This is a genomic window from Marinobacter sp. M3C, assembly GCF_023311895.1.
GTDB lineage: Bacteria > Pseudomonadota > Gammaproteobacteria > Pseudomonadales > Oleiphilaceae > Marinobacter.
Genome location: NZ_CP092286.1, coordinates 1 through 20029 on the forward strand (window position 1 = coordinate 1; position 20029 = coordinate 20029).

41 protein-coding genes are annotated in these 20029 nt (G+C 54.0%); 14 read left to right on the forward strand and 27 right to left on the reverse strand.

Going from position 1 to position 20029, the window contains the following annotated elements; translation table 11 throughout:
• Nucleotides 1-118 precede the first annotated feature (118 nt).
• From MIH18_RS23485 to MIH18_RS23585, 21 genes are all read right to left on the reverse strand, one after another.
• Nucleotides 119-1252, reverse strand: coding sequence for a phage integrase Arm DNA-binding domain-containing protein (locus tag MIH18_RS23485; protein ID WP_249014857.1), 1134 nt, complete (start codon nt 1250-1252; stop codon nt 119-121).
• Nucleotides 1230-1442 carry a DNA-binding protein gene (locus tag MIH18_RS23490; protein ID WP_249014903.1) on the reverse strand — a complete coding sequence of 71 codons (213 nt, stop codon included), beginning with the start codon at nt 1440-1442 and terminating at the stop codon, nt 1230-1232. Before MIH18_RS23490 ends, MIH18_RS23485 begins: the two co-directional genes overlap by 23 nt.
• Nucleotides 1443-1667: 225 nt before the next feature.
• Nucleotides 1668-1868: a hypothetical protein gene (locus MIH18_RS23495; RefSeq protein WP_249014858.1), complete on the reverse strand. Its 201-nt coding sequence runs from the start codon at nt 1866-1868 to the stop codon at nt 1668-1670.
• On the reverse strand, nt 1865-2470 hold the full coding sequence (locus MIH18_RS23500) for a hypothetical protein (RefSeq protein ID WP_249014859.1): 606 nt from the start codon (nt 2468-2470) through the stop codon (nt 1865-1867). Before MIH18_RS23500 ends, MIH18_RS23495 begins: the two co-directional genes overlap by 4 nt.
• A complete protein-coding gene (locus MIH18_RS23505) occupies nt 2467-2865 on the reverse strand; it encodes a hypothetical protein (RefSeq protein WP_249014860.1) in 399 nt (132 codons plus the stop codon). Before MIH18_RS23505 ends, MIH18_RS23500 begins: the two co-directional genes overlap by 4 nt.
• Nucleotides 2852-3172 carry a hypothetical protein gene (locus MIH18_RS23510; protein WP_249014861.1) on the reverse strand — a complete coding sequence of 107 codons (321 nt, stop codon included), beginning with the start codon at nt 3170-3172 and terminating at the stop codon, nt 2852-2854. Before MIH18_RS23510 ends, MIH18_RS23505 begins: the two co-directional genes overlap by 14 nt.
• Nucleotides 3169-3507: a hypothetical protein gene (locus MIH18_RS23515; RefSeq protein ID WP_249014862.1), complete on the reverse strand. Its 339-nt coding sequence runs from the start codon at nt 3505-3507 to the stop codon at nt 3169-3171. The genes MIH18_RS23510 and MIH18_RS23515 overlap by 4 nt, the downstream gene beginning before the upstream one ends.
• Nucleotides 3504-3659: a hypothetical protein gene (locus tag MIH18_RS23520; RefSeq protein ID WP_249014863.1), complete on the reverse strand. Its 156-nt coding sequence runs from the start codon at nt 3657-3659 to the stop codon at nt 3504-3506. The genes MIH18_RS23515 and MIH18_RS23520 overlap by 4 nt, the downstream gene beginning before the upstream one ends.
• Nucleotides 3656-4411 carry a hypothetical protein gene (locus MIH18_RS23525; RefSeq protein WP_249014864.1) on the reverse strand — a complete coding sequence of 252 codons (756 nt, stop codon included), beginning with the start codon at nt 4409-4411 and terminating at the stop codon, nt 3656-3658. Before MIH18_RS23525 ends, MIH18_RS23520 begins: the two co-directional genes overlap by 4 nt.
• On the reverse strand, nt 4408-6267 hold the full coding sequence (locus MIH18_RS23530) for a DHHA1 domain-containing protein (RefSeq protein ID WP_249014865.1): 1860 nt from the start codon (nt 6265-6267) through the stop codon (nt 4408-4410). The genes MIH18_RS23525 and MIH18_RS23530 overlap by 4 nt, the downstream gene beginning before the upstream one ends.
• Nucleotides 6264-6473: a hypothetical protein gene (locus tag MIH18_RS23535; protein WP_249014866.1), complete on the reverse strand. Its 210-nt coding sequence runs from the start codon at nt 6471-6473 to the stop codon at nt 6264-6266. Before MIH18_RS23535 ends, MIH18_RS23530 begins: the two co-directional genes overlap by 4 nt.
• Nucleotides 6473-6700 carry a hypothetical protein gene (locus MIH18_RS23540; RefSeq protein ID WP_249014867.1) on the reverse strand — a complete coding sequence of 76 codons (228 nt, stop codon included), beginning with the start codon at nt 6698-6700 and terminating at the stop codon, nt 6473-6475. The genes MIH18_RS23535 and MIH18_RS23540 overlap by 1 nt, the downstream gene beginning before the upstream one ends.
• Nucleotides 6694-7335 (reverse strand): HNH endonuclease signature motif containing protein, encoded by a 642-nt coding sequence (locus MIH18_RS23545; RefSeq protein WP_249014868.1) that lies wholly within the window; start codon nt 7333-7335, stop codon nt 6694-6696. Before MIH18_RS23545 ends, MIH18_RS23540 begins: the two co-directional genes overlap by 7 nt.
• A gap of 3 nt (nt 7336-7338) precedes the next feature.
• Nucleotides 7339-7572 carry a hypothetical protein gene (locus tag MIH18_RS23550; RefSeq protein WP_249014869.1) on the reverse strand — a complete coding sequence of 78 codons (234 nt, stop codon included), beginning with the start codon at nt 7570-7572 and terminating at the stop codon, nt 7339-7341.
• Complete coding sequence (locus MIH18_RS23555) at nt 7562-7783, reverse strand: hypothetical protein (protein WP_249014870.1); 222 nt, start codon at nt 7781-7783, stop codon at nt 7562-7564. The genes MIH18_RS23550 and MIH18_RS23555 overlap by 11 nt, the downstream gene beginning before the upstream one ends.
• 31 nt (nt 7784-7814) lie before the next feature.
• Nucleotides 7815-8243, reverse strand: a complete 429-nt coding sequence (locus tag MIH18_RS23560; protein ID WP_249014871.1) for a hypothetical protein — start codon at nt 8241-8243, stop codon at nt 7815-7817.
• Nucleotides 8240-8425, reverse strand: a complete 186-nt coding sequence (locus tag MIH18_RS23565; RefSeq protein ID WP_249014872.1) for a carbon storage regulator — start codon at nt 8423-8425, stop codon at nt 8240-8242. Before MIH18_RS23565 ends, MIH18_RS23560 begins: the two co-directional genes overlap by 4 nt.
• An 18-nt stretch (nt 8426-8443) precedes the next feature.
• Complete coding sequence (locus MIH18_RS23570; protein ID WP_249014873.1) at nt 8444-8794, reverse strand: hypothetical protein; 351 nt, start codon at nt 8792-8794, stop codon at nt 8444-8446.
• Nucleotides 8794-9009 (reverse strand): hypothetical protein, encoded by a 216-nt coding sequence (locus tag MIH18_RS23575; protein ID WP_249014874.1) that lies wholly within the window; start codon nt 9007-9009, stop codon nt 8794-8796. Before MIH18_RS23575 ends, MIH18_RS23570 begins: the two co-directional genes overlap by 1 nt.
• Nucleotides 9006-9218 carry a hypothetical protein gene (locus tag MIH18_RS23580; protein ID WP_249014875.1) on the reverse strand — a complete coding sequence of 71 codons (213 nt, stop codon included), beginning with the start codon at nt 9216-9218 and terminating at the stop codon, nt 9006-9008. The genes MIH18_RS23575 and MIH18_RS23580 overlap by 4 nt, the downstream gene beginning before the upstream one ends.
• A 14-nt stretch (nt 9219-9232) precedes the next feature.
• Complete coding sequence (locus MIH18_RS23585) at nt 9233-9622, reverse strand: helix-turn-helix transcriptional regulator (protein ID WP_249014876.1); 390 nt, start codon at nt 9620-9622, stop codon at nt 9233-9235.
• 216 nt (nt 9623-9838) lie between these two features.
• On the opposite strand from MIH18_RS23585, the gene MIH18_RS23590 reads away from it, so the two are divergent.
• Together MIH18_RS23590 and MIH18_RS23595 are read left to right on the forward strand one after the other, a co-directional pair.
• A complete protein-coding gene (locus MIH18_RS23590; RefSeq protein ID WP_249014877.1) occupies nt 9839-10027 on the forward strand; it encodes a type II toxin-antitoxin system HicA family toxin in 189 nt (62 codons plus the stop codon).
• Between the two features lie 2 nt (nt 10028-10029).
• The gene (locus MIH18_RS23595; protein WP_249014878.1) at nt 10030-10419 is read left to right on the forward strand and encodes a type II toxin-antitoxin system HicB family antitoxin; all 390 of its coding nucleotides are present in this window, start codon (nt 10030-10032) and stop codon (nt 10417-10419) included.
• A 134-nt stretch (nt 10420-10553) separates the two neighbouring features.
• Here MIH18_RS23595 and MIH18_RS23600 read toward each other — a convergent pair whose 3' ends face one another.
• Genes MIH18_RS23600 through MIH18_RS23620 form a run of 5 tightly spaced genes read right to left on the reverse strand, consistent with a single transcriptional unit; the run spans nt 10554 to nt 13793 of the window.
• Nucleotides 10554-11006 (reverse strand): hypothetical protein, encoded by a 453-nt coding sequence (locus MIH18_RS23600; RefSeq protein ID WP_249014879.1) that lies wholly within the window; start codon nt 11004-11006, stop codon nt 10554-10556.
• Nucleotides 11007-11039: 33 nt separating this feature from the next.
• Nucleotides 11040-11570, reverse strand: coding sequence for a hypothetical protein (locus MIH18_RS23605; RefSeq protein ID WP_249014880.1), 531 nt, complete (start codon nt 11568-11570; stop codon nt 11040-11042).
• A 43-nt stretch (nt 11571-11613) separates the two neighbouring features.
• Nucleotides 11614-12486 carry a hypothetical protein gene (locus tag MIH18_RS23610; protein ID WP_249014881.1) on the reverse strand — a complete coding sequence of 291 codons (873 nt, stop codon included), beginning with the start codon at nt 12484-12486 and terminating at the stop codon, nt 11614-11616.
• Nucleotides 12483-13232, reverse strand: a complete 750-nt coding sequence (locus tag MIH18_RS23615) for a HipA family kinase (protein ID WP_249014882.1) — start codon at nt 13230-13232, stop codon at nt 12483-12485. Before MIH18_RS23615 ends, MIH18_RS23610 begins: the two co-directional genes overlap by 4 nt.
• 6 nt (nt 13233-13238) lie before the next feature.
• Complete coding sequence (locus MIH18_RS23620) at nt 13239-13793, reverse strand: helix-turn-helix transcriptional regulator (RefSeq protein WP_249014883.1); 555 nt, start codon at nt 13791-13793, stop codon at nt 13239-13241.
• 12 nt (nt 13794-13805) lie between these two features.
• Between MIH18_RS23620 and MIH18_RS23625 the strand changes: the two genes are divergently transcribed.
• Nucleotides 13806-14045 (forward strand): YdaS family helix-turn-helix protein, encoded by a 240-nt coding sequence (locus MIH18_RS23625; RefSeq protein ID WP_249014884.1) that lies wholly within the window; start codon nt 13806-13808, stop codon nt 14043-14045.
• A gap of 377 nt (nt 14046-14422) precedes the next feature.
• Here MIH18_RS23625 and MIH18_RS23995 read toward each other — a convergent pair whose 3' ends face one another.
• Nucleotides 14423-14554, reverse strand: a complete 132-nt coding sequence (locus tag MIH18_RS23995) for a hypothetical protein (RefSeq protein ID WP_283164909.1) — start codon at nt 14552-14554, stop codon at nt 14423-14425.
• 158 nt (nt 14555-14712) lie between these two features.
• On the opposite strand from MIH18_RS23995, the gene MIH18_RS23630 reads away from it, so the two are divergent.
• The 11 genes from MIH18_RS23630 to MIH18_RS23680 all read left to right on the forward strand — a co-directional run bounded on the left by MIH18_RS23630 (nt 14713) and on the right by MIH18_RS23680 (nt 20021).
• Nucleotides 14713-14961, forward strand: coding sequence for a hypothetical protein (locus tag MIH18_RS23630; RefSeq protein WP_249014885.1), 249 nt, complete (start codon nt 14713-14715; stop codon nt 14959-14961).
• 14 nt (nt 14962-14975) lie between these two features.
• The gene (locus tag MIH18_RS23635) at nt 14976-15227 is read left to right on the forward strand and encodes a DNA translocase FtsK (RefSeq protein ID WP_249014886.1); all 252 of its coding nucleotides are present in this window, start codon (nt 14976-14978) and stop codon (nt 15225-15227) included.
• Nucleotides 15220-15444 carry a hypothetical protein gene (locus MIH18_RS23640; protein ID WP_249014887.1) on the forward strand — a complete coding sequence of 75 codons (225 nt, stop codon included), beginning with the start codon at nt 15220-15222 and terminating at the stop codon, nt 15442-15444. Before MIH18_RS23635 ends, MIH18_RS23640 begins: the two co-directional genes overlap by 8 nt.
• A gap of 158 nt (nt 15445-15602) precedes the next feature.
• Complete coding sequence (locus MIH18_RS23645; protein ID WP_249014888.1) at nt 15603-16010, forward strand: endodeoxyribonuclease RusA; 408 nt, start codon at nt 15603-15605, stop codon at nt 16008-16010.
• Nucleotides 16011-16075: 65 nt separating this feature from the next.
• Entirely contained in the window at nt 16076-16777 is a 702-nt protein-coding gene (locus MIH18_RS23650) for a phage antirepressor KilAC domain-containing protein (protein ID WP_249014889.1), read from the forward strand.
• Nucleotides 16774-17760 carry a replication protein O gene (locus tag MIH18_RS23655; protein ID WP_249014890.1) on the forward strand — a complete coding sequence of 329 codons (987 nt, stop codon included), beginning with the start codon at nt 16774-16776 and terminating at the stop codon, nt 17758-17760. The genes MIH18_RS23650 and MIH18_RS23655 overlap by 4 nt, the downstream gene beginning before the upstream one ends.
• Nucleotides 17753-18427, forward strand: a complete 675-nt coding sequence (locus MIH18_RS23660) for a DUF6475 domain-containing protein (protein ID WP_249014891.1) — start codon at nt 17753-17755, stop codon at nt 18425-18427. Before MIH18_RS23655 ends, MIH18_RS23660 begins: the two co-directional genes overlap by 8 nt.
• 148 nt (nt 18428-18575) lie before the next feature.
• Nucleotides 18576-18887: a hypothetical protein gene (locus MIH18_RS23665; protein ID WP_249014892.1), complete on the forward strand. Its 312-nt coding sequence runs from the start codon at nt 18576-18578 to the stop codon at nt 18885-18887.
• Nucleotides 18888-18889: 2 nt separating this feature from the next.
• Entirely contained in the window at nt 18890-19054 is a 165-nt protein-coding gene (locus MIH18_RS23670; RefSeq protein WP_249014893.1) for a hypothetical protein, read from the forward strand.
• Between the two features lie 2 nt (nt 19055-19056).
• On the forward strand, nt 19057-19401 hold the full coding sequence (locus tag MIH18_RS24090; protein WP_349293820.1) for a DUF968 domain-containing protein: 345 nt from the start codon (nt 19057-19059) through the stop codon (nt 19399-19401).
• A gap of 2 nt (nt 19402-19403) precedes the next feature.
• Nucleotides 19404-20021, forward strand: coding sequence for a hypothetical protein (locus tag MIH18_RS23680; protein ID WP_249014894.1), 618 nt, complete (start codon nt 19404-19406; stop codon nt 20019-20021).
• Nucleotides 20022-20029: the final 8 nt, after the last annotated feature.

The window sequence follows — 20029 nt, forward strand, 5'->3', positions numbered from 1 at the left end:
GCCTTGACATGGCAGAGGTCGGCAGTTCAAATCTGCCTGGTCCTACCATTATTTCAATGACTTGCACGACCTCGAAAAACCCCGTTGTAAAATTGTTGTAATACTGTTGTAAAACGTTTCACTTATACAGTATCGATTTCAAACTCAATTCAGCCGCCACCGTCATCCATTTTTGTTCGTGCCCTGCCTGGTAATACGCGGTCATTTTCTCGTCACTGTGAGCCATCAGCGCTTGCACATACCCCTGACTGTACCCTGCTTTTTCGTAAAGCCATGAACCCAAAGATCGGATCTCGTGAAACGTTGGCCGCTGCTCTTTCGGCATATCGTCAAACAACCCTGTCTGATCTCTTAGCGTGCGGAACTGTTCGGTGAAGTTGTTGGCCATTAGCTGGGTCCAGTGCTCGCGACCCCCTGCCCTCACTCTGCGCGTCGGCGCCCGGTGCACAACGAACGGGCTAGCCACCACGTCACGCGACCTGCTTATGATGTCGCGGATCTCCGGCGTGACTGGGATCCGCAAATGCGCCCATTCGTTTTTCTTAGTCTTCTGCCGAGTAATGTATAGCGCGCCGTCTGTCTCATCCGCATATTTCAGATGGATAACCTCGTGCCGCCCCTGCAGTGTGACAATCGCCAGCTCCATGGCAATCTGCATCCAGTGCGGAGCGATCGCGTGAATGGCCCGGTATTGATCGAGGTTCATGCGCTGGCGGTCTTTGCCGTAATCGGTTTTTGAATACGTGACCTCGGCCGGGTTATCACGCTCAGATGGGTACCAGCCTTTGGTCTTCGCAAACCTGAACAAGTCAGCCAGGGCCCCGCGATGCTTCACATAGCTATCGCGCTTAAAATTGTCGCTCAGGTATTCAGCCACTGCACGCACATCGATATCCAACACAGCTAAGCGCCCCAGATCCTTTTCAAACCGCTTCAACCGGTATTCCTTGTTCTGAAGCGTGGCCGGCGCCAGCTGCTGCGCCTCGATCACATCGGTGCGATACGCTTTAATCAGCGCCGCCACGTTATGGCCTGCCGTGCCCATCACCTCCCCAACCAAGTCGCCAGCCGCCATTAGCCGGGAATTCAGAACCCGGGCCGCGGCATTGGCTTTCTGACGATTCGTGCCCATGCCGTGGCGCTTGCCTGTCTGCGGGTGCCGGTAGCTGAAATAAGTCACGCCGCGCAGATCGCTTGCGTACAGATTCGGCTCTAGCCCATGGTTACGCCTAAGACGCTTTCGCGGTGCCATTCAATATGTCATCCACAAGTGAGTTACCGGTTTGCTGGGCTTCTTTGTCGAGATCCACAAACCACTTCTTGCCGCGCTTAACCGCAGGTATTTCGCCCATCGCCGCCCAGTGCTGACATGTGCGCAGCGGTGGCGGATTGCCAGCAAATCGCCGGGTTCGCCATTCTGCCAGCTCCATTAGTTTGCCCATCACTCACCACCTCCGGCCTTGTCGGTTTGGTGCTTGTCCAGCTCACACAATAGAGGTGTCCCGTAAATCTCCATGCAGCTTGCTCTACCGCCTGGCCAGTTGATCTCCTTTGCGCAGCTCTCGCAGTAATGCGCGCGGGTTGATTTGTTGAAATACCACGCGCCTGGCTGCTGACAGGTCGTTACGTTGCAGCGGCCACCCTTTTTGCCTTTGCTTTCGTGTAGCTTACTCATCGCTGCCCCACCCATTATCCGAACCGGAAAACCGCAGGACGTGCCCCGCAGAAATCGCACGGGAGTGAGCGCACTCAATACACAGCAGCCCGCCAAACCCGTCCTGTTTTGGCTTTATCTTCTGCCAGACATGCTCCGGAACCCAATAGATGGCCTCGTATTCTGCGCTGCAGCTATCGCATTTTTCACTCATACGCCACCTCCTGCCTTGCGCAACTCGACCAACTCACTCACACCTTCCGACATGCGAGCGGATACGCACTGATGCAGCGCATTCTCGTCTGACACCTGGCCCCATGAGAAACCCTGCTTCGCTCCATTTGCGTAATGCAGGTCGCACATCGCATCTTCTCTGTGCTCAAGCTCAGCCACCCGCGCCCGACTCCGATCGAGTTCTTGCACGGTCCTGTTGAGCCAGATAGACATCTCTTTAACACGCCTAACTGTCAGGTGCTCCTCCCTTAAAGGCTCACCAGTCCACCCAGCAACATGAGCAGTGACACGATGAATCTCTAGTAAGTCAGCATGCACTGACTGTAGCCGCGCCTGGGCCTGCTCAAGCTGACCCTTTAGCTGATAAATTTCTTCATACGGATCGCAGAATTTTTCCGACACAACATCCTGAATTGTTTTCCACGTGTGCTCATAATTTAGCCAGTCTTTCTCTACCACCACACAGTCCGTGCACGCTACTTGATAGGTTGACAGTAGATCGCAAAGCGCTGTGTCCTGTTCTTCGGTCAGGTTTTTCTGCTTGATTACGTAGTATCTTGCTTCTCTTTTAAAGTCGCTCATACACTACCTCCAAAGTGTCGGCCTAGGCATGCCTTGTTGGACTCGGCGTGCCGTGCCCGATCAAGCTCATGCCTCATTAAATTAAGGGCGCTGTCCATCTTGGATACCTGGGCCCTAAGCAATTCATTACTGTCAGCGACCACTGCAAATGCTTCTTTTGCGCCTTCTTCTTCTAACTCAAGCTTAGAAACTTGTGCCTGAATCGCGTTAAGCCGTCTTCCGGCCTCAGAGATAACTAAATCGGCATCACGGTCACACTCTGCGGGTATGCGCATCGTGAATTCGTTGTCATTAAATTCGCCCGGCCTGATTATCGCGTCCACCAATTCCTCTAGTCGCGCTGTGATTACGTTAAGTGGAACGTCTTTGCTGCTTTTGTATTTAGTGCTCATCATCAACTTCCGCCTTTTCAATCAACTTCCGAGCATCAGCAACAATATTGTGTATGTCGTCAATGTGCGGCTCTCCGTTTTCGTAGTGCTCAAAATCAAAAATCAGGCGCTTTGCGATTTTCTCCAGATTAACCACTTGCGATTGAAACGCGTCACGCTCTGATTTTATACACTTGTTCTCATCACCCATGGCGGCGCTTGCTGCTTCCCATGTAATGCGGATCAGATCGTAAGTGTCGCTGTCTATTAAGTGCTTCGTGTTCTCGTCGAAGTGCTCTACCAGTTGATCACAAGTTTTAAAGTTGCTCATACACCACCTCCAGCCTTGTCAGCATTGACTTTTGCCAGCACGCTACCCATGCGACACAGCGAGCCATAGTTTTGCTCTGTGTTGGCATCCACTTGGATAATGTCCACGGCATCCTGCAGGGCCGTCACGAGTTCGGCCACTCGCGCCTGGAGCGCGTCACGCTCTGACTCCAGTGCAAGTAGCTGCTCTGTTTCTGCTTCGTGGTACCCAACCACTCCGTTACGCAAAACGTTGCGCCACCAGAATGGGCCCTCTCCGGGTGGGCGGTCGAACTCGCCCTCTTCCCCGAGCAGAAACCTGACGATTGACCCTCTCACCAGTAGGTAATCTTTCATGATTCTTGCTCCTCAGCACAGCCTTTATGGATTAGTCCAACCATGCCGTGGGCTGAAAAAATGCTTATCTCTTCGTAATTTAAAATTGGCTTATCGCATAATGGGCATAGGGACATATCGTCTGTCTCAATGCTTCCAGTTAGATCAATCATGATTCTTGCTCCTGCTTTACCAGATCACCATTCCATCCAATAGCAAAACATAAGGCGTCATTAATTTGATTAATCAATGTCTTGTCGGCAGAATCTGGAAGTTCGACGCTGCCAATTCTATCAACGCCAAGCTCGACCCATGCCGCGCCATTTTCCATACACAGTGAAAGCACCATGTTTTTCGGTAAATGCTGGCAGACCTTGTTTGCCGCATCTTGCAGCGAAACTTCATCCTCCGGCACCACGGCACTGGGTGGGTTGGTGTAGAGCGGGATTGTGTAATGCTCGGCGGGGCTCATAGGTCGGTGATTCAAAGGGCTAGCTTTAGTGATGAAGTCCTTTACTTTGGTATGAATTACATCACAGCGTTCGGGGTTGTTGTGCATCCACGCCACCACCTCCCCGCCATCCTGTGCGCTGGCTTCTCTCTCAACAGGCCCAGCAACACAATCATCCAGCCAGGTCACGCGGCCCAGGTTATGCACCGCTGCCAGGCTTCCGGCCTCACTCTTGACCAGTAGACCGACAGGGGTCCCGATCCTTCGGGCCTTGCTGTGGCATAACGCTGTGAACTCGGGTTTGGTTGATTGCCATTCAACGCCTTCACAAAACGATTCCCAAAGCTCATTTATTGGGTGAACAATCACGCCCTTGTATTGCTTGTGTTTGTACATCTGATGTTTGTCGCAAAACTCTGCATTAGCAGGTATCAAGGTGTACTTTTCAAACGCTTCTCTACTATCACTCATCATTCTTGCTCCTGCTCTGGTGGTAGCTGCATTAGCCATCCGCGGAGGCGTTTCATTTCTTCGTTTCGGTACAGAGAAGTCACGTACACAAACGGCTTTCTCAAGTTGTGCCCATTAACAGCCAGATAATCGTTAGCGCCGGCCTCGGTGAAGCAGGCTGTTACAAACTCTTCGATTTCTTTCAGGGCGCAGCGCCGAAAATCCTCAATACCAGTGTCTTCGTCATGTAGCTCTATCTCGTTATCCATAAAGAAGTCGCTATCAGGGTCTGACCGCATTTCATCTAGCCGGGCTTGAACTTCGTCGTCAGCCTCGCCATCCGAATTTCCCCACGATATGCGGTCATAGTCGTAATCCTCGTCAACGACTATTTCGTGCTTTTGAAAAACAACGAACAGCGGGTCAGCAGTAATCCTGTTGTTCTGGGTTTTAATGCCTTCGGATATTCCGTGCATCCATTCCGGCACCACGGCGCTGGTCGGACTAGAAAGCCTTTCCGTTAGCCGCTCATGCGTAGTTTTCCAAGGCTCAAGCAAGCCATATCTAGGCACAAATTTTCCATCAAGAAGGCCGTTAATGATCTGGCACATACGCTCAATGATTTCTGCCTGTCCGCGATGGTGGGCCTTGCGCTCATGCTCCTTTACAACTTCGGCGCTGGGCGGGTGGGTGTAGAGCGGGCAGACAGTTCGGCCATCGGATTCTCGACGGATCCAAACATCAACTGAGCGCTGCTCAGTAACCGCGCCGAACGCTGAACCATCCGGGTAGACACAAAGCCATGCCACCGGTTCCCCGCCATCCTGTGCGCTGGCTGCCTTCTCAACCGGCCCGGCAACACAATCATCAAGCCACGTAACGCGCCCGAGGTTGTGCACTGCTGCAAGTCCACCGGCTTCATTTTCGACTAAAAAGCCAACAGGTTTCCCGATCTGCCGGGACTTGCTGTGGCAGAGGGCAGTGAACCCAAGGGCGCTGCCTGAGCCGTCCGGAATTTCCGGACAACTGGCGCTGATCTCACCCTCCCAACCGATCGGCATTTCAAAGCCCGCAGCCGCAGCATGGCCACCACCGCCGTATTGCCTGGCAATCTCGCTAACGTCGACGCCATTTTTCTGTGCGCGCAGGCTGAATTTGCGCTTGCTGGCGGTGTCGTAGTAGCTGGCGGCGAAGGGCTCACCTTCGCTCATGATGTTGCCGGCGTCTGACGCAAACATATAAGGCAGGTTGGCTACGGGCACGTCATAGCCGCCAATGGTCATGCGCCGCTGTGTTTGCTCGATCAGCTGAGTTACGTCTTTGCTGTGTTTGCGCAGCAGTGCACAGCCTAAGGTATAGATTTCGTCCCAGCCCTCGCCGGTTTCCAGCGCTGACAGCAGCTCGCTCCACACAACAAAATCTTGGCGGTACGAAAACAGCGCTGCGCTTATGGCTTCGGTACCGTGCAGCTGGAACTGCCACAAGTCGCGATCTTGAATAATGTCGATCAAGCGTGGGCGCTCTACGGCTGGATAGCACCAGTCCCAGGTCATCGCAGCGCCGGAGCGGCTCATATCGAATTCGCCGTGGATTGTGCCCATGTCCAGCAGCGGCTGAATATCCGCTTGGGCGGTTTTGTGGTGGTCCAGAATGGTCACGCTGTTGGCTTGCTCGATGATTTGCTGCAGCTCTGGCAACTTGTAGGAGAAGTCGACCAGCATCACGTTATGGCCGGTGCAATCTGGTGGCTGCTGCCCGTACTGGCCCGCGTGAAACGTCACGCTTTCGCCATACCGCATCCAAACAACCAGGGCCGCCCCGAAGCCGTCAGAGCAGTTGCCGTGGTAGATGCACAGTGTTGGTTTGATTAACGTCTTCATTCAGTTTGTTCCTTTTGTGACGTGTCACGATCTTTGTAAACCAGATCTAGCAGGTACTCGGTTTGGTCTTCGTATCCGCCTGCCTGCGCCCCGACTTCAATGGCTGCTCGCTCGCTGGCGGCCAAATCCATGCGGAAAGGTTTCATGCCCAGGGCTTTCTCGCTTTCGCGCTGGCGGCGCTTACGTTGTGCGGGTGTGAGTGCCATCAGAGTTCTCCCAACTTCTTTAGTGCTGCCCGCCCTGCTTTCACCAACGCCAGGCGGTGTGCTTTTTTCTCTTGCCCGCTGATGTTCATCAGCTGCAGCAAAAAAGCCACTTGCTCCAGAGCGGCCATTGGCCGGTTTTGAGCAGCCAGCAACATGGTGCACTCACAATCACTTGCGGATGTGCCAAGCAGCTGGACCGCCATTTTCCGTGTCGCTTGATTCAGCATTCTGCTAACTCCTTACTCCGCCGGCTGGCGGCTATCTTGATTTGTGCCATCGTAATCAGCACATCCAGCCCGCCTGCCGGTAGTTCGCCCATGGCCATCCACCGATTTATTACGGCATGCTCGGCACGGCTCACCGCCACTAAATTGCCCGGCGCAATGTTGCTGCCGTCCAGGTCACGAAATCGCACGATGTGGCCTTTGGGCAAAGGCCCGTTGTTTTCTTCCCATACCAACACGTGCACAAACCGCCAGTTTTTATCAGCCCGTCCCCGGGGCGCGTCGTCTCGCACTTTTCGTTTGCGGTAACCGTAGCTGTCGACCACTTCGGTGCCGATCGGCTGGGTGTTCGGTGGCACACCACCGGCCTTAAACTGGGTTTCCGAAGATCGGCCGCCGGCTTCGAACGCCATGCTTTTGTTCCAGCTGCTGTGGCCTTCCCGAAAGCACCCAGGCTTTTCGCGCTCCAGGTACTCTGGCGACTTTTTCAAGCCCAGCTTCACAGCGCGGTTGCGCACAGACAGCACCTTGCGGCCCATCACTTGCGCCACTTCCGCGTTTGATCGGTTTGGGTGCAGCTGGGCCAGCCATTCGTCTTGCTGTGCCGTCCAGGGCTGGCGGTAGGGTTGCGTGTTCACGGCTTACTCCTTGCTTTCCAGAACTTTCGGCAACTTGTAACCAATGCCGAATTCCTTACGGTGTTTTTCTCCGTCCAGCACCAGCCGGGCATTGGACACAATCTCTTTGCTCAGGCTGGTAACGCCTGAACTCCGGCGCAATTCGCGTTCCAGGTCATCGCCTTCCAGCGCGTCGTTGTTCAGCCTGCCCAGCTGGGCGAACAGCACTTCGTTCAAGTCGCTCAAATTAGTGGCCATCGCTCTCATCCCCCGTTTCGCAATCGTCGATCATTTGTTCCAGCTGCAGCTTCCACTGTTCCGGCTGCAGCCATGAGCCGTTGTTCAAAACAACGCAGCCGCTGCCGTGGAAGTAAGCAACGCCCACATCGCGTACCAGCTTGGTAACCTGCTCAACGCTGTAGCCGCTTACATCGGGAACGTCGTCTAGCACCATCGCTATGTTTCTCATGCTGCCAACTCCCTTGCCGCGGCTGCGTGATTTAGGCATCGGTCTCGCGCTCCGCCCACTTATCCATTAAGACCGACACGGCCAGAATGGCGTCGTCAACTGCCCGATACTCTTCTGTACCGTTACTTAGAAGGGCTGCAAGGCAATGCACTTCGGCCAACTCGCGCTTTGTGAGCTCTGTGGCTTGCAAATCGCAGTCGTCAACAAAGCCTGTGACTCCCGGGAATCCGTGCTTCATCTCCTGTTGATGCTGCCAAGCGTGGTATTGAGCCTGCACTTCGTCCGCAAACTCAGGGCCTGCCACTTCTTCAGCGCCGATAAAAAAACGCGTTACCGGCCCCATACGCCACAACTTCAGCAGGCGGTGACCGTCTGGTGTGGGCAGCGTTGCGTAACCGCCGTTCTTGCGGGCTTCATGGGCCATGTTGCTGACGGTTTGCCAGGGGTCGAAAAGGCTCATGACAAACGCTCCGCTTCTTTCTTGATATGGATTTCTTCGCGATTAACAGCAACCGTTTTGGGCGCATCCACTCCGATCCGTACCTGGCTAGCCTTCACGCCCAATACGGTCACATTGATCAATTCACCGCTTTCGGTTTTCATCACCAGGGTTTCACCTGGCCTGCGCGTTAATATCAACATCCTGTTTCTCCAATTGGTTTATCGTTGTCCGTTTGCCCAAAGGCGTTGCTCTTTAAAAAACTCTGCTGCCACGTCCAGAAAATCCCAGCGAGCAAGAACACAGGCTTTTTTGATGTCCTTAGTAACGTGAGTCACGTATGTCCTGAACGTTAAATTTGGGTGTACCCGGGCGCCGCTCTCGGAAAACACAACAAGCCCTGTACCGCTGCAATCTTCACACTCGCGTTCGGACTCTGAACCGCAGCAATCGCAATACTGTTCAGATTCGCCCTGGCCATCGCACGCCTCGCACTCAATGCTCATATCTGAGTCTTTAAGGCCTTGCTTGGCCATCGCTTGCCAGTCACCAAAGCTGATGAACCGGCCCATCACGCAACACCTGCTTTTGGCTGTGGCTTGTTATCCAGGGCATCCGCTGCTGCAGTCGCGTTCACTTCGTCGTCACCCACGAAATACATCGGGCAGCCCTGGATAATTTCGACTGTTACCAGCTCACACCAAGGCCACATTTGGCTTTCAGCGATCTGTGAGGGCTCACTGGCGGCCAGAGTGATCAGCTTCTGCAAGCGCTCGTAGGCGATCATGCTGCACCAGGAGGTGTTGACTGCCCGTTTACCGCGGCTCTGGCTAAGCGGAAGGCGACAACGCGCCCTGCACTGGCGGGCTGCTCACGTGGTTTGAAACGGAAGTGGTTAGCGCCGGCCAGCTGTGAGTCACAACCCAGAGAGTTGGCGAACTGGATGATTGACATGACGGGTGTGGTATCTGGAAGTTCTAGAGTGATTGTTGCCATGGTGATTCTCCTGCTTATGCGAACTGAGAGCTGATTTGGGTGCGACCGATACGGCTGGCGGTCACCGGTGGGCGTGATGAACTGATTGATGAGGGACGACTGCGCAGCGCTGGTGCCATGGCGAAAACCATCAAGGCCCAAGTCAGCATGCGAGCGCGGAACAGGCCCGCCATCCAGCCCTGGCTAATCAGATCCACTCTGCTGCTGGCGTGAAACTGGTCTTTGGCTTCGTCGAGGTGCCACGAAACGGTGTCTGGCGAGATGCCCAGATCCCGGGCAATTTCTTTGGCGCTCATTCCGCGAGCGGCGAGCATAACGACCTGGCCACGGCGTGGCGGTAAAAGTGTGGTGTCCGCCAGCTCTACGAGCATGCGTGGGTATGTTGGTTTAAGTTTGCGTCCCATGATGTTGTCTCCCTGATCAACGTTATGGGTCTAGCGTATACAATATGTATCTATACAGTCAATACATTTTGTATCTTTTATTTGTGTTTTTATTTCTCCCCAATTCGGCGCCCTGAAATATGGTCAGCTGGAGCGCACCGGTAACTGGGGAGTCATTCGGGGTGGCGAATGGCTGTAAACTTGCCGGCCATTCGGTGTTGTGTAATAGTACACAACATGAAAAGCGCAGACATTATCAAACGATTGAAGGCGGAAGGCTGGGTGAAAGTGGGCGGCAAAGGTGACCACGAAAAGTTCAAGCACCCGGAAAAGCCCGGACACGTAGTGGTGCCGCACCCGCGAAAGGATATGCCGCTGGGTACTCTGCGCAGCATCTACAGGCAAGCAGGATGGGATTGGAGGTAATTATGTTATTCCCCGTTTACGTACACACAGGCGACGACACACACGCCCATGGCGCCGAAGTGCCAGACTTCCCCGGCTGCTTTTCAGCGGCGGACAACTGGGACGCGCTGGCGGGTAACATTCAAGAAGCGGTAGAGTTGCACTGCGAAGATGAGGATATGGCTGTGCCAGCGCCCACCTCGCTAGGAAAACTGATGGGCAGCCCAGATTACCAAGGCGGCATTTGGATGATGGTGGATATTGACACTGGCAAGCTTAGAACAAAGTCTGTGCGGCTGAACGTAAGCTTGCCAGAAGGCTTGCTGCGACGTATTGATGACGAGGCCAAGATCCGCCACATGAGCCGGTCTGCCTTTTTGGCAATGTCAGCACAGCGGGAACTTGGAGCTTAATGCTGGCGGATTATTGCGGATAAGAAAAAGCCCGCTCAGTGGCGGGTTATGGAGTCGGGCTTTGTAGGTCTCGCAGGTTGCAGCCAAGCCTCGCGTTAGGCTACTGTTGACGGTATTCAGGGCATAGGCGCCCGTTACCGGAAGAACTCGAAATGAAGCGACAGGAACCGGGTCACAGCGTTGTCGGCTACGCTGCCCATTACCGTAACAATAATTCCGCCAATAACCAGCAGCACTTGCGTACTGGTTTTTCCAAGCGCTTGTTTCAGCCTATCGCTATGGTTCTTGGGTGGCTCAACCGCCCGGTCTGCATTAAGCCGTGGTTGCTGATATTTATGGTGTTCACCGGCAACATCATAGGGGACGTGATCGACAGCAAGCTCTTCAATGTAGTCCTGCCCTGACGCTGTAGCACCGATCCAAACCACGTCAACCACCTGTCCATAATCTTCTTGCAAGTAAGACAGCCGAATGTGAGCATCCGCCAGCCCAGAGTCAACCAGGTACTTTACAGCGTAATAGTCGGATGGTCCGCTGGGCCCGTGTTGCAGTATGCGTAGGTGTGAGGCTTTCCGTGTCTCGGTCATGGCGCTCCGCGCTTCGGTGTGTAGGCTGGCGGTCTATTCTTTCGAAAGAACCTTGCGAACTGCACTGGAGGTCCAGCCGTTGGCGCCATCTAAGGTAGATATATTTTCGCTCTGCAGCTCCTTCACAATCTGTTCTTCCGTCAGACCGTCTTCATGCAGCCCGCGAATCAGTACCTTGATGGAGTCAGCTTGTGAAGGTGTTGCTGGCTGTGGCTCTGGTGGTCTCCTTACTCGCACTGCTGGCGTTGCTCGTGCAGGTGCCGACGGTTGTGGTTTAGCTTGCAGCTCAACCAGCCGCTGCAGATAACCCGCACTATCGCGTGTGCTGCGCTCGGTATCTAAAAACACTTGAATTATCTCGGCGATTGATACCGCCAGAATAATAAAAATCACCCCAGCGGATCCCCAGCTTATAAAAGCCACGAAACTCTCGTCTTGCCAGCCCGATACAGCGCCTACGATGATTAATATGCCGCCAACCACAAGGCCCAGGGCTTTGTACCAAGCCGCAATAATGCGCAACGCTGGGTATTTGGCGCTTTCAGATTTGGTGCTGTTCTTCATTGTTTAGTCCCTTAAACGTTGTTGTTTATCTGAGCGGCGCCAATCAAGCAGCTTCGCCCATAAGAATATGCTGTACGGCAGATTCGGGGCTGGCTACGCCGTGAATGCGAAGGGCCTGAGTGTCGGCCTCTTCTTCCAGCTCATGAAACACCTCATACACTCGATTAATCTCGCTTTCGCTGAAGCTCGGATCGTTCTTTCCTGGGCGATATAGGATCAGTTCAAAACCTTCCAGCTCGAACAGCCCTGAGTGGCCTTTATCGCGCAGGGAAATCAACTCCCACATCTTGGCTTTCGCAACCCGGTTGTAAGTGGAAAGTGAATTGCCGGGTAAAATTCGTGACAGCTGAGCAGCGTAATTGCCGCCAACATAATCAAACGTGGTCGGGGAGCCCCCGTTATAAAGCTGAAGCTTTCGGCTAAAGTTGCAAACCAGATCGGGGTGATTTACGGCCATAGCCTCTTTCACTTGGGTAAGCCAGCGATCTGAAACAGGGGTCTCTTGTTCATCATCTGCCGTAAAATCTGCCATACGGCTTAGAAACGCGCTGTTCCTTGCCATCGTGCGCAGCATCATAGTCAGGTCTACTACCCGCCCAGTTCTTGTCTCGCCGGAGTGCACGCCAGACATAGGTGGTGTCCACATACTCAGTGGAATCCCTTGTTTAAGCTGTTCTTCAAGGCTGCGAACAACCAAGCCCACCATCTCCATAAAGCCTGGACCTGCGTGCCCGAGCATGCACTTGGCTGTCTCATCTCTCACCACAGGCACAACCTGGTACGCTCTATCGACACCCTGGGCAGCAACAGCCACGCAAATCCGCTCCCCGGAGCCCGCTATAGGTTCCATGAATACGGCCATGCCGTCGGCTTGGTATTCAGGCAACTGGGGAAAAGGGGAGCTTTGGGTGATCATGGCAAAAAGTCCGCTTGGTTACCGTGCCTGGACAACAGAGCAGGCAGCATAGAAAGACGAGTCTCTAACGATGATAGCGTAACTTCACACCGCTCATACATGCCAATGTGCTGACTTTGCGAAGCGTTAATAATCAGTTCGTGATCAATTTCACTACACCTTTCAGCAAATTCACCACTTAGCTGGCGTAGACGGGCAGGCCCCATGTCTTTTTCGATATCGCTGATGAATCCCGCCAGAATATTCTGGAAGGGCATGTCAGGGTGAGGTTTCCCGAGGGCAGACCAAAGGGCCATGGCGTGATCGATTAAAACCCATTCTTCGCCTCCGCCCCATAGCAGATTACCGCCTTGACGGTCTGGATTTGCAATCCACTCGTCAAACAGAGCGACTTCGTGCAATTTTTTCCAGCCGGCCAACATTTTTAATACAGTCTGGTCGTGAAGATTCAACCATTGTTTGATAGAAGGCGCGCCCGCGTCTTCACTTCCTGCAAACACCCCTCCCCCAAGCAGGTCTCCCGGGTCAGTTACGATGTAAGCTTTCGCCACCGGCAACCCAAGCGATTTAGCCAACAGCGAAGCCAGGCACTCAGCCATAATTTCTTCTTTGCTGGTTTTTTTGACGTAAAGGCGAACATCACCTTCATGCGTGAGGGCATCGGCTACCCACACTTCAGACACGTTATCCTGCCCTTCAAGCCGCCGTGGTTTCGTGTACAGGGTCGCAAACCCAATAGCCTCCATAGCCTTTTACTCCTTAGTTGCGATCCTTTCTGCGATCTGGTTGATTAGGTTGATATCGGCTTCGGAAAGCCGTCCATCAGCAGCCGCTTCAAAAATTCTCAATAGCTGCTTATGGGAGCGCGGGGAAGCCTTGGACAGAAGAGCAGTAAACTCAGGAGGGACAATCGCTGGCGGATTTTCAGTACCCGGGACGTAGGGCTGGCCAGATAGGTTGAAGTCGGCTTTGCCGGCTTCCACTACTTCTGCAGATAACAATAGAGATTTTTTTACCGGCTCTTCGCCTGATATTAGCCAAGAAAATCTCACATCAAGAAAGTCGGCTAAATCTTTCAGCTGCTCAACTGATGCTTTCCGGCGCCCCTGGAAGTAATGCCCAACAGCGCCGCGCGTAGAAACTCCAAGTACACCGGTGATGTGCTCCTGGGTGATATTGTCTTTTTCCATTATTGACCGGGCACGGTCCTGCCAAGTTTTCATAATTTGAATGGTACGCAATGTATCTATGTTGGCAATGACACTTTTTGTATCCATTAGGGCTTGACTGAAAGCCTGCGTATACATATCGTATCCCTCATGAACATACGCGCGTACATCCTAATGGTTGGCCTCGAAGAGTCCGCCAAAAAGCTTGAGGTCTCATTACCGGCCGTCAAGCACTACCGAAACGGCATCCGGCAAGTTTCTCCGGTTAACGTTATCTCCGTTTGTGCGGCTACTGGCTGGCAGATCACGCCACACGAGTTGCGCCCCGATGTTTACCCGAACCCCACCGACGGCCTCCCTGCTGGCAAAGAGCCAGGAGAGGCTGCGTGATGGTTTCCATTAAACCGTTTTCAGTCACGAAACATACCGCCCTGAACGGTGGTGGCTATTTGTACAGTGTTTTGCACACCGCGCCTGGCCCGCGGCATTAGTCGGCCAGCCCCCAGCTGTAGGTGGGTGTCATAGAGCAACTGGTATGGGAGCCGGAAGCGAATAACCGCAGCAGCAAAGCTCGAAGTGTCCACCACGCAGAACAACGCGTGACCTTGCACAACCCGGGTGATTTGCCGAGTGACTCACGTTACGAGTCCGCACCTGGAAGGGCTCCCACGCAAGCCGGAAGCGTGTGACGGGTTAATCCCGCGTGAGTCCTTCGCAGATGCGGTGAATGTGCAGGCTGATGCGAGACAGATCGGAACCTAGTTCCATCACGGGCCACGGCCCTCATAGATCGGCGAGGGATTCGCGCCAGCCTCATCCACCACATCAACGCAATGACAGTTGCGGAACTTGTCGCCCTGGGCCATGGCGTGAAACTGGCCCTTTGGCAGTGACGGCATAGCCGGATTACACATGAGGCTGATTTCAACCTACTCGGAAGAGAAGTCATGTAACACCGCCAGAGCAACAGCAACTTAGCCAAGACGAAATAGTGAATGCGTACGACCTAGGCCATGTCGCAAATCTGGCCTGACAACTTATTTGGGGAGGAACAGCAATGAGACGAATGCTTCTTTCAGCAACTGCAGCGGCTTTGGCGATTCAGCCATTTCATGCAGCTTCAGAAGTCTACGGCGGCGGGTTCACGGCCAAAAGAGAGGTCGGCAAGTGCATCCACGACAGCGCAGCACTTGGGACATTTCGCGCAAACACCAAGCGCAGTCGTGATCGCGCAGACCGTCGATCAGGCGTTATCAGCGCGCGGCAGCAGCGGATCCAGCGGAAAGCTGCAAACCGAACCATCTAACCACCAGGTGCAGCATGGATAAAAGCAATCACGAATCAAGCGCCGACCCTTTTTTTTGCGAAGCAAAGGCTCTCGTTATCAGGGAACAGCGCGCCTCACTCAGCATGGTTCAGCGCAAGTTAAAGATTGGTTATATGCGCGCAGGCAACTTAATAGACGCCCTGGAAGATAGCCGAATCGTAAGTAGCCCGACACATAACGGACACAGAACAGTTCTTGTTTCAGAAACAGCCTACAACCAAAAAACCGGAGAGCGTAATGGATAACCAGCACAAGAAGATCACCGGATACCGAGATTTATCACAACAAGAAATCGACGCCATGAACGCAGTTAAGGCGAAGGCGGAAGAAGCTGGGTCTCTGATTGAGGAATTGCAGGCAAACGCTTCACTGGATCAACGGTGGGTGGCGATAGCAAAAACGGATCTGCAAAAAGGATTTATGGCCGCAGTGCGTTCAATTGCAAAGCCTGGCTCTTTTTAAACCCAAATGAACTCACTGGGTGAGTGGAACGCCTACGTTGCAGCAGGCACGGACAAAGAACAGCGCAAGACAAGGCTGGCGGAATGTCCAGAGCAGTACAGATAGAACGTGACACGTCACGTTAATACAGTTTTCGAAATGCGCAGACGGAGCAGGCAATGCCAGACAAATTCCAAATCATTCTTCCCTGGCCCACCAAGGCGCTAAGCCCGAACGCCAGAGTCCACTGGTCAAAGAAGGCCAAGGCTGCTAAGCGGTACCGCTACGACTGCAGGATGACTGCGCTGGAGTACATTCGGGCCGGCAAGTGGGATGTGAAAGCCCTAGGCGATCTTGTGGCTGGCGGCTATGAGTTGCACGTTTTTATAGATTTCTACCCGCCGAACCGCCTGGCTCGTGATGACGACAACGTGATCGCTGCATTTAAGTCGGGACGCGATGGCCTGGCGGGCGCACTTGGAATTGATGATTGCCACTTTCGGATTCACCCGTCCTTGAAACGCGATGAAGTAGTGGTGGGCGGTGAAGTGAGAGTAGTGATTACAACAAAGGCCCCCTCGGCCTAAAACGAGAAAACCGCCTCAAACGGTGCGCAAACACCTCGGCGGGTAATCAAAAGCAGGAGTTAATAATGACAGGTTTAATTTTAAGCAGCAAGAACAACGAACCGACAATGAGCAGCCGTGACATTGCCGGGTTGTGCGAAAAGGATCACAAGCACGTTCTAACCGACATCCGAAAGATGCTGGAAGAGCTCGAAATTCAATCAGCCGGTTTTTCGGCTCAGTACAAAGACAGCACCGGCCGCACGCTACCGTGCTTCAGCCTGCCTCGCCGCGAGTGCGACATTCTGATTGCTGGCTACAACATCCGGTACCGCGCTGCCATTGTCGACCGGTGGCGTGAGCTGGAATCAAACGTACCCGCCCTGCCCGATTTCAGCAACCCCGCCATTGCTGCTCGTGCCTGGGCTGACGAGATGGAGCGCAAGCAGGTAGCACTATCTCTGCTGGAGCAGGCAAAGCCCGCTATCGAGTTCGTTGACCGGTACGTCACGGCCGAGACTGGCTCTAAAGGCTTCCGCCAGGTCGCCAAGCTATTGGGCGTTAATGAATTCAAATTTCGTGCCTTCCTGGAAGAAAAAGGAATCATGTACAAACTTGGCGGCGAGTGGACTCCATACCAGCAGCACATGGACGCTGGCCGCTTCGTGGTGCGCGCTGGTGTTGCCAAGAATGACCACGCCTACAACGGCGCTAAGTTCACCCCTAAGGGCATCAACTGGGTTGCGGGCAAGTGGGCGGTTAATAACCTACAAGGCGGGCTGGAGTGAGCACCATCGATCTATTAAGCCGACCCATCGCGTTTCACCGTGCCTACGTTGACCTTGGCGTGGGTGTTACCGGTGCCCTGATGCTCTCCCAATGCTGTTACTGGCGCAGCCGTACTAATCGCACGGATGGTTGGTTTTACAAATCACAGGCCGAATGGCAGCAGGAAACGGGCCTTGGCCGGCGTGAACAAGAGACTGCGCGCAAACGGTTGGTTCAGGCTGGCTTTCTGTCTGAAGATCGCCGCGGAGTTCCCGCCAAGCTTTATTTCCGCGTGAACACCGATGCTCTGGAAGTAGCGCTATCAGGGCTCGCCGCCAGAATGGCGGAATCCGCCAATCAAGTTTGTACGGGTACGACTTCCAGAATGGCGGAATCCGCCAATCAAGAATGTACGAAAGCGCCAAACAGGGCTGGCGGAAAGCGCCAATCTATTACAGAGATTACTACAGAGACTACTTCAGAGATTACGGCAGAAGAAACGTCCGGACCTGATCGGCCGGACACTGTTGAGCCAATCGTAGTTGAACCTCCTGAGCCTGAAAGCGAACCAAAACGGCCAGAAGCAGCGATTCAAAGCGGCAAGCACTGGGGAACGGCTGAAGATCTGGAGCTGGCGCAGTGGATGTGGGTCAGCATTTCCGAGCAGCTGGGTGACGATCGCCCACGGAAGCCCAACATAGCCAGCTGGGCAAACAGCGTTCGCTTGATGCGTGAGTGTGACAACCGCAAGCCCGTTCACATCAAGGCCCTGTTCGCCTGGTGCCGGAAGCACGCGTTCTGGTCTTCCAACGTCCAAAGCCCCTGCAAACTTCGCGAAAAGTGGAGCCAGCTGGTCACTCAGCGCAACCGTGACCGTGACGCGGCATTACCAGCCGCGAACCGATCACAGCAAATCGAAGAACAAAACAAGGCGGTAGGCACTGCATGGGCCGCCCGCAAGTCAATGGGCCAGCCAGCAGGCGAGGTGTACAACCATGAATGACCAAGACCGCTTCGAGTTCCAGGACGTTTGGACCGGCGCCTATGCCCTTTACGGTCGATCGGTTACCGAATCGATGCTTGAGCTGTCCTTCGAAGCGCTTCAGCACTACAGCATCAGTGATGTGAGCCACGGCGTTACTGCGCATATTCGCAACCCAGACACCGGGCAGTTTGCCCCGAAGCCGGCGGACGTTATCAAGCACATCTCCGGTAACAGCCAGTCGTCTGCCGGTGAAGCCTGGGCAAAAGTGGATTTAGCTGTGCGCTGTGTCGGCAGCCATCGCTCAGTAGTGTTTGACGACCCCAAGATTCACGCCGCTATCGAGCGCCTGGGTGGCTGGCAGAAGCTTGCCCTTACGAGCGGCAAAGAATACCCATTCCTGCAAAACAAATTCCTGAAGCTTTACCAGGGATTCACCGTTCAGCTCCCGGCAACGTTCCCGCGAAAACTGATCGGAACCTGCGAGCATGAGAACAGCCTGACTGACACGTTTGGCCGTGGCCATGCCGGTGATGAACCCGCCTTGATTGGCGATGCGGAGAAAGCCCGACAGGTTTACCAGGCCGGCGGCGACCTCGGCATTGCGCAGATTAGCCAGCGGGGTACCCAGAAATACCTGGAATCTTGCGTGTCCGGACAGGTTAAGCGTCTGGGAGGTATGGCGTGATTGTCACATGGGATCTGATGCTTCATATCTTGATCGCTTCGTTTCTGTGCGACCACTCATTCAGAAATCTAACCTATTGGTTTTCGGCGTTCTTCGCCTTTTTTGCGCTTGCCGGAGTCATTGCGGCCATTGGCAATGGGGCCGCGGCGTGAATAAACGGACCGGCCCCAGCTTCCGCCAGCAGATCTGCCCACTGAAATCGTGCCCGACCTGCAAAGCCAGCGGAATGATTCAAGGCCTTTTTCATCAAATGCCATGCCACGACTGCAACGCGACTGGCTTGGTCGACAACGAAACAGGCGAGGCTCTGGCACCCGAAAATATGGTGATTCAGCTGCGCTTGCGGTTGAACCGTCTGCATGAAGAGAACAACGAATTACGGCGCCAGCTGCTAGAGCAGGCCAAACAAGACAACGGCCGGGGATATGGCCCAGGCGGTCAGAGGTACCACGGAGATTGATTGTGAGAATCGAAACGATGGCCAGCCAAGCCACGCAGGCTAAACGGGAAAAGATCGAACGCGATGTCGCAGCGTTTTTAAAAGCTGGCGGAAAAGTGGACCAGCTGGACAAAAACAAACCGGCAACAGCCGTTAAACCTCGCTTTAACGCAGGCAATGTGGAGTGATTATGACCCTTAACCGCAAGACACCGCTGAAAGCTAGGGCAGAACTTAAGGCGAAGACGCCAATGAAACGGCGGGCGAAGCGTAAGCCTCGGGCGGGCGACAATCGCTCTTACCTAGACTGGGTGAAGACACAGCCTTGCGTAATTTGCCAGAGGCCGGCAGATGACCCTCACCACATAATCGGCGCCGGCCTTAGTGGCATGGGGATGACGGCCCCCGATCTGCTGGCCATGCCGGTTTGTCGAGAGCACCACAATGAAATCCACGAAAGCCCCGACTTATGGGCTCGTCAGTTTGAGTGGGTCGTAAGGACGATTGCGAAGGCCGTTAGCGCCGGGGAGCTGTGATAGTGACTAGACCGACCAAGATAAAAAGAACAGAAGTCATGGGGATCTATAAGATTTGGTCGTCCATGATCCAGCGCTGCACCAATGAGCGAAACGCGAAATACCCCCAGTACGGAGGCAGAGGGATAACCGTTTGTGATAGATGGAGAGACTTTGACCTGTTTTATTCAGACGTGGGCGATAAGCCGTTTCCCGGCGCGACAATAGATCGCATTGAGAACGACGCGGGATACGGGCCCGGAAATTTTCGCTGGGCGTCCCGCAAAGAGCAGCAAAGGAATCGCCGATCAAACCACAGGCTGACGTTCAACGGTGCAACCAAATGCCTTGCTGAGTGGGAGGAAGAAACCGGCGTCAAATCCAACACAATACTGACGAGAATTCGCCGCAACTGGCCTGTTGGCGAAGCTTTGGGGCTACTTCCGCACGAGCAAAAAAACAGGCTTGGCGATCTAGAAAAAAAAGCCAGAACTCGAAAGTGCAAAGAGTGTGGCTGCGAGTTCATGCCTCGATTTGGGCAGATCAAGATAGGGATGGGCAAATTCTGCGGAAATAAATGCTCCTTGGCACACGGCCTAAGGATTCGCTGGCAGCGAGAAAAAGAGAAGGTGGCATTATGAATATTCCG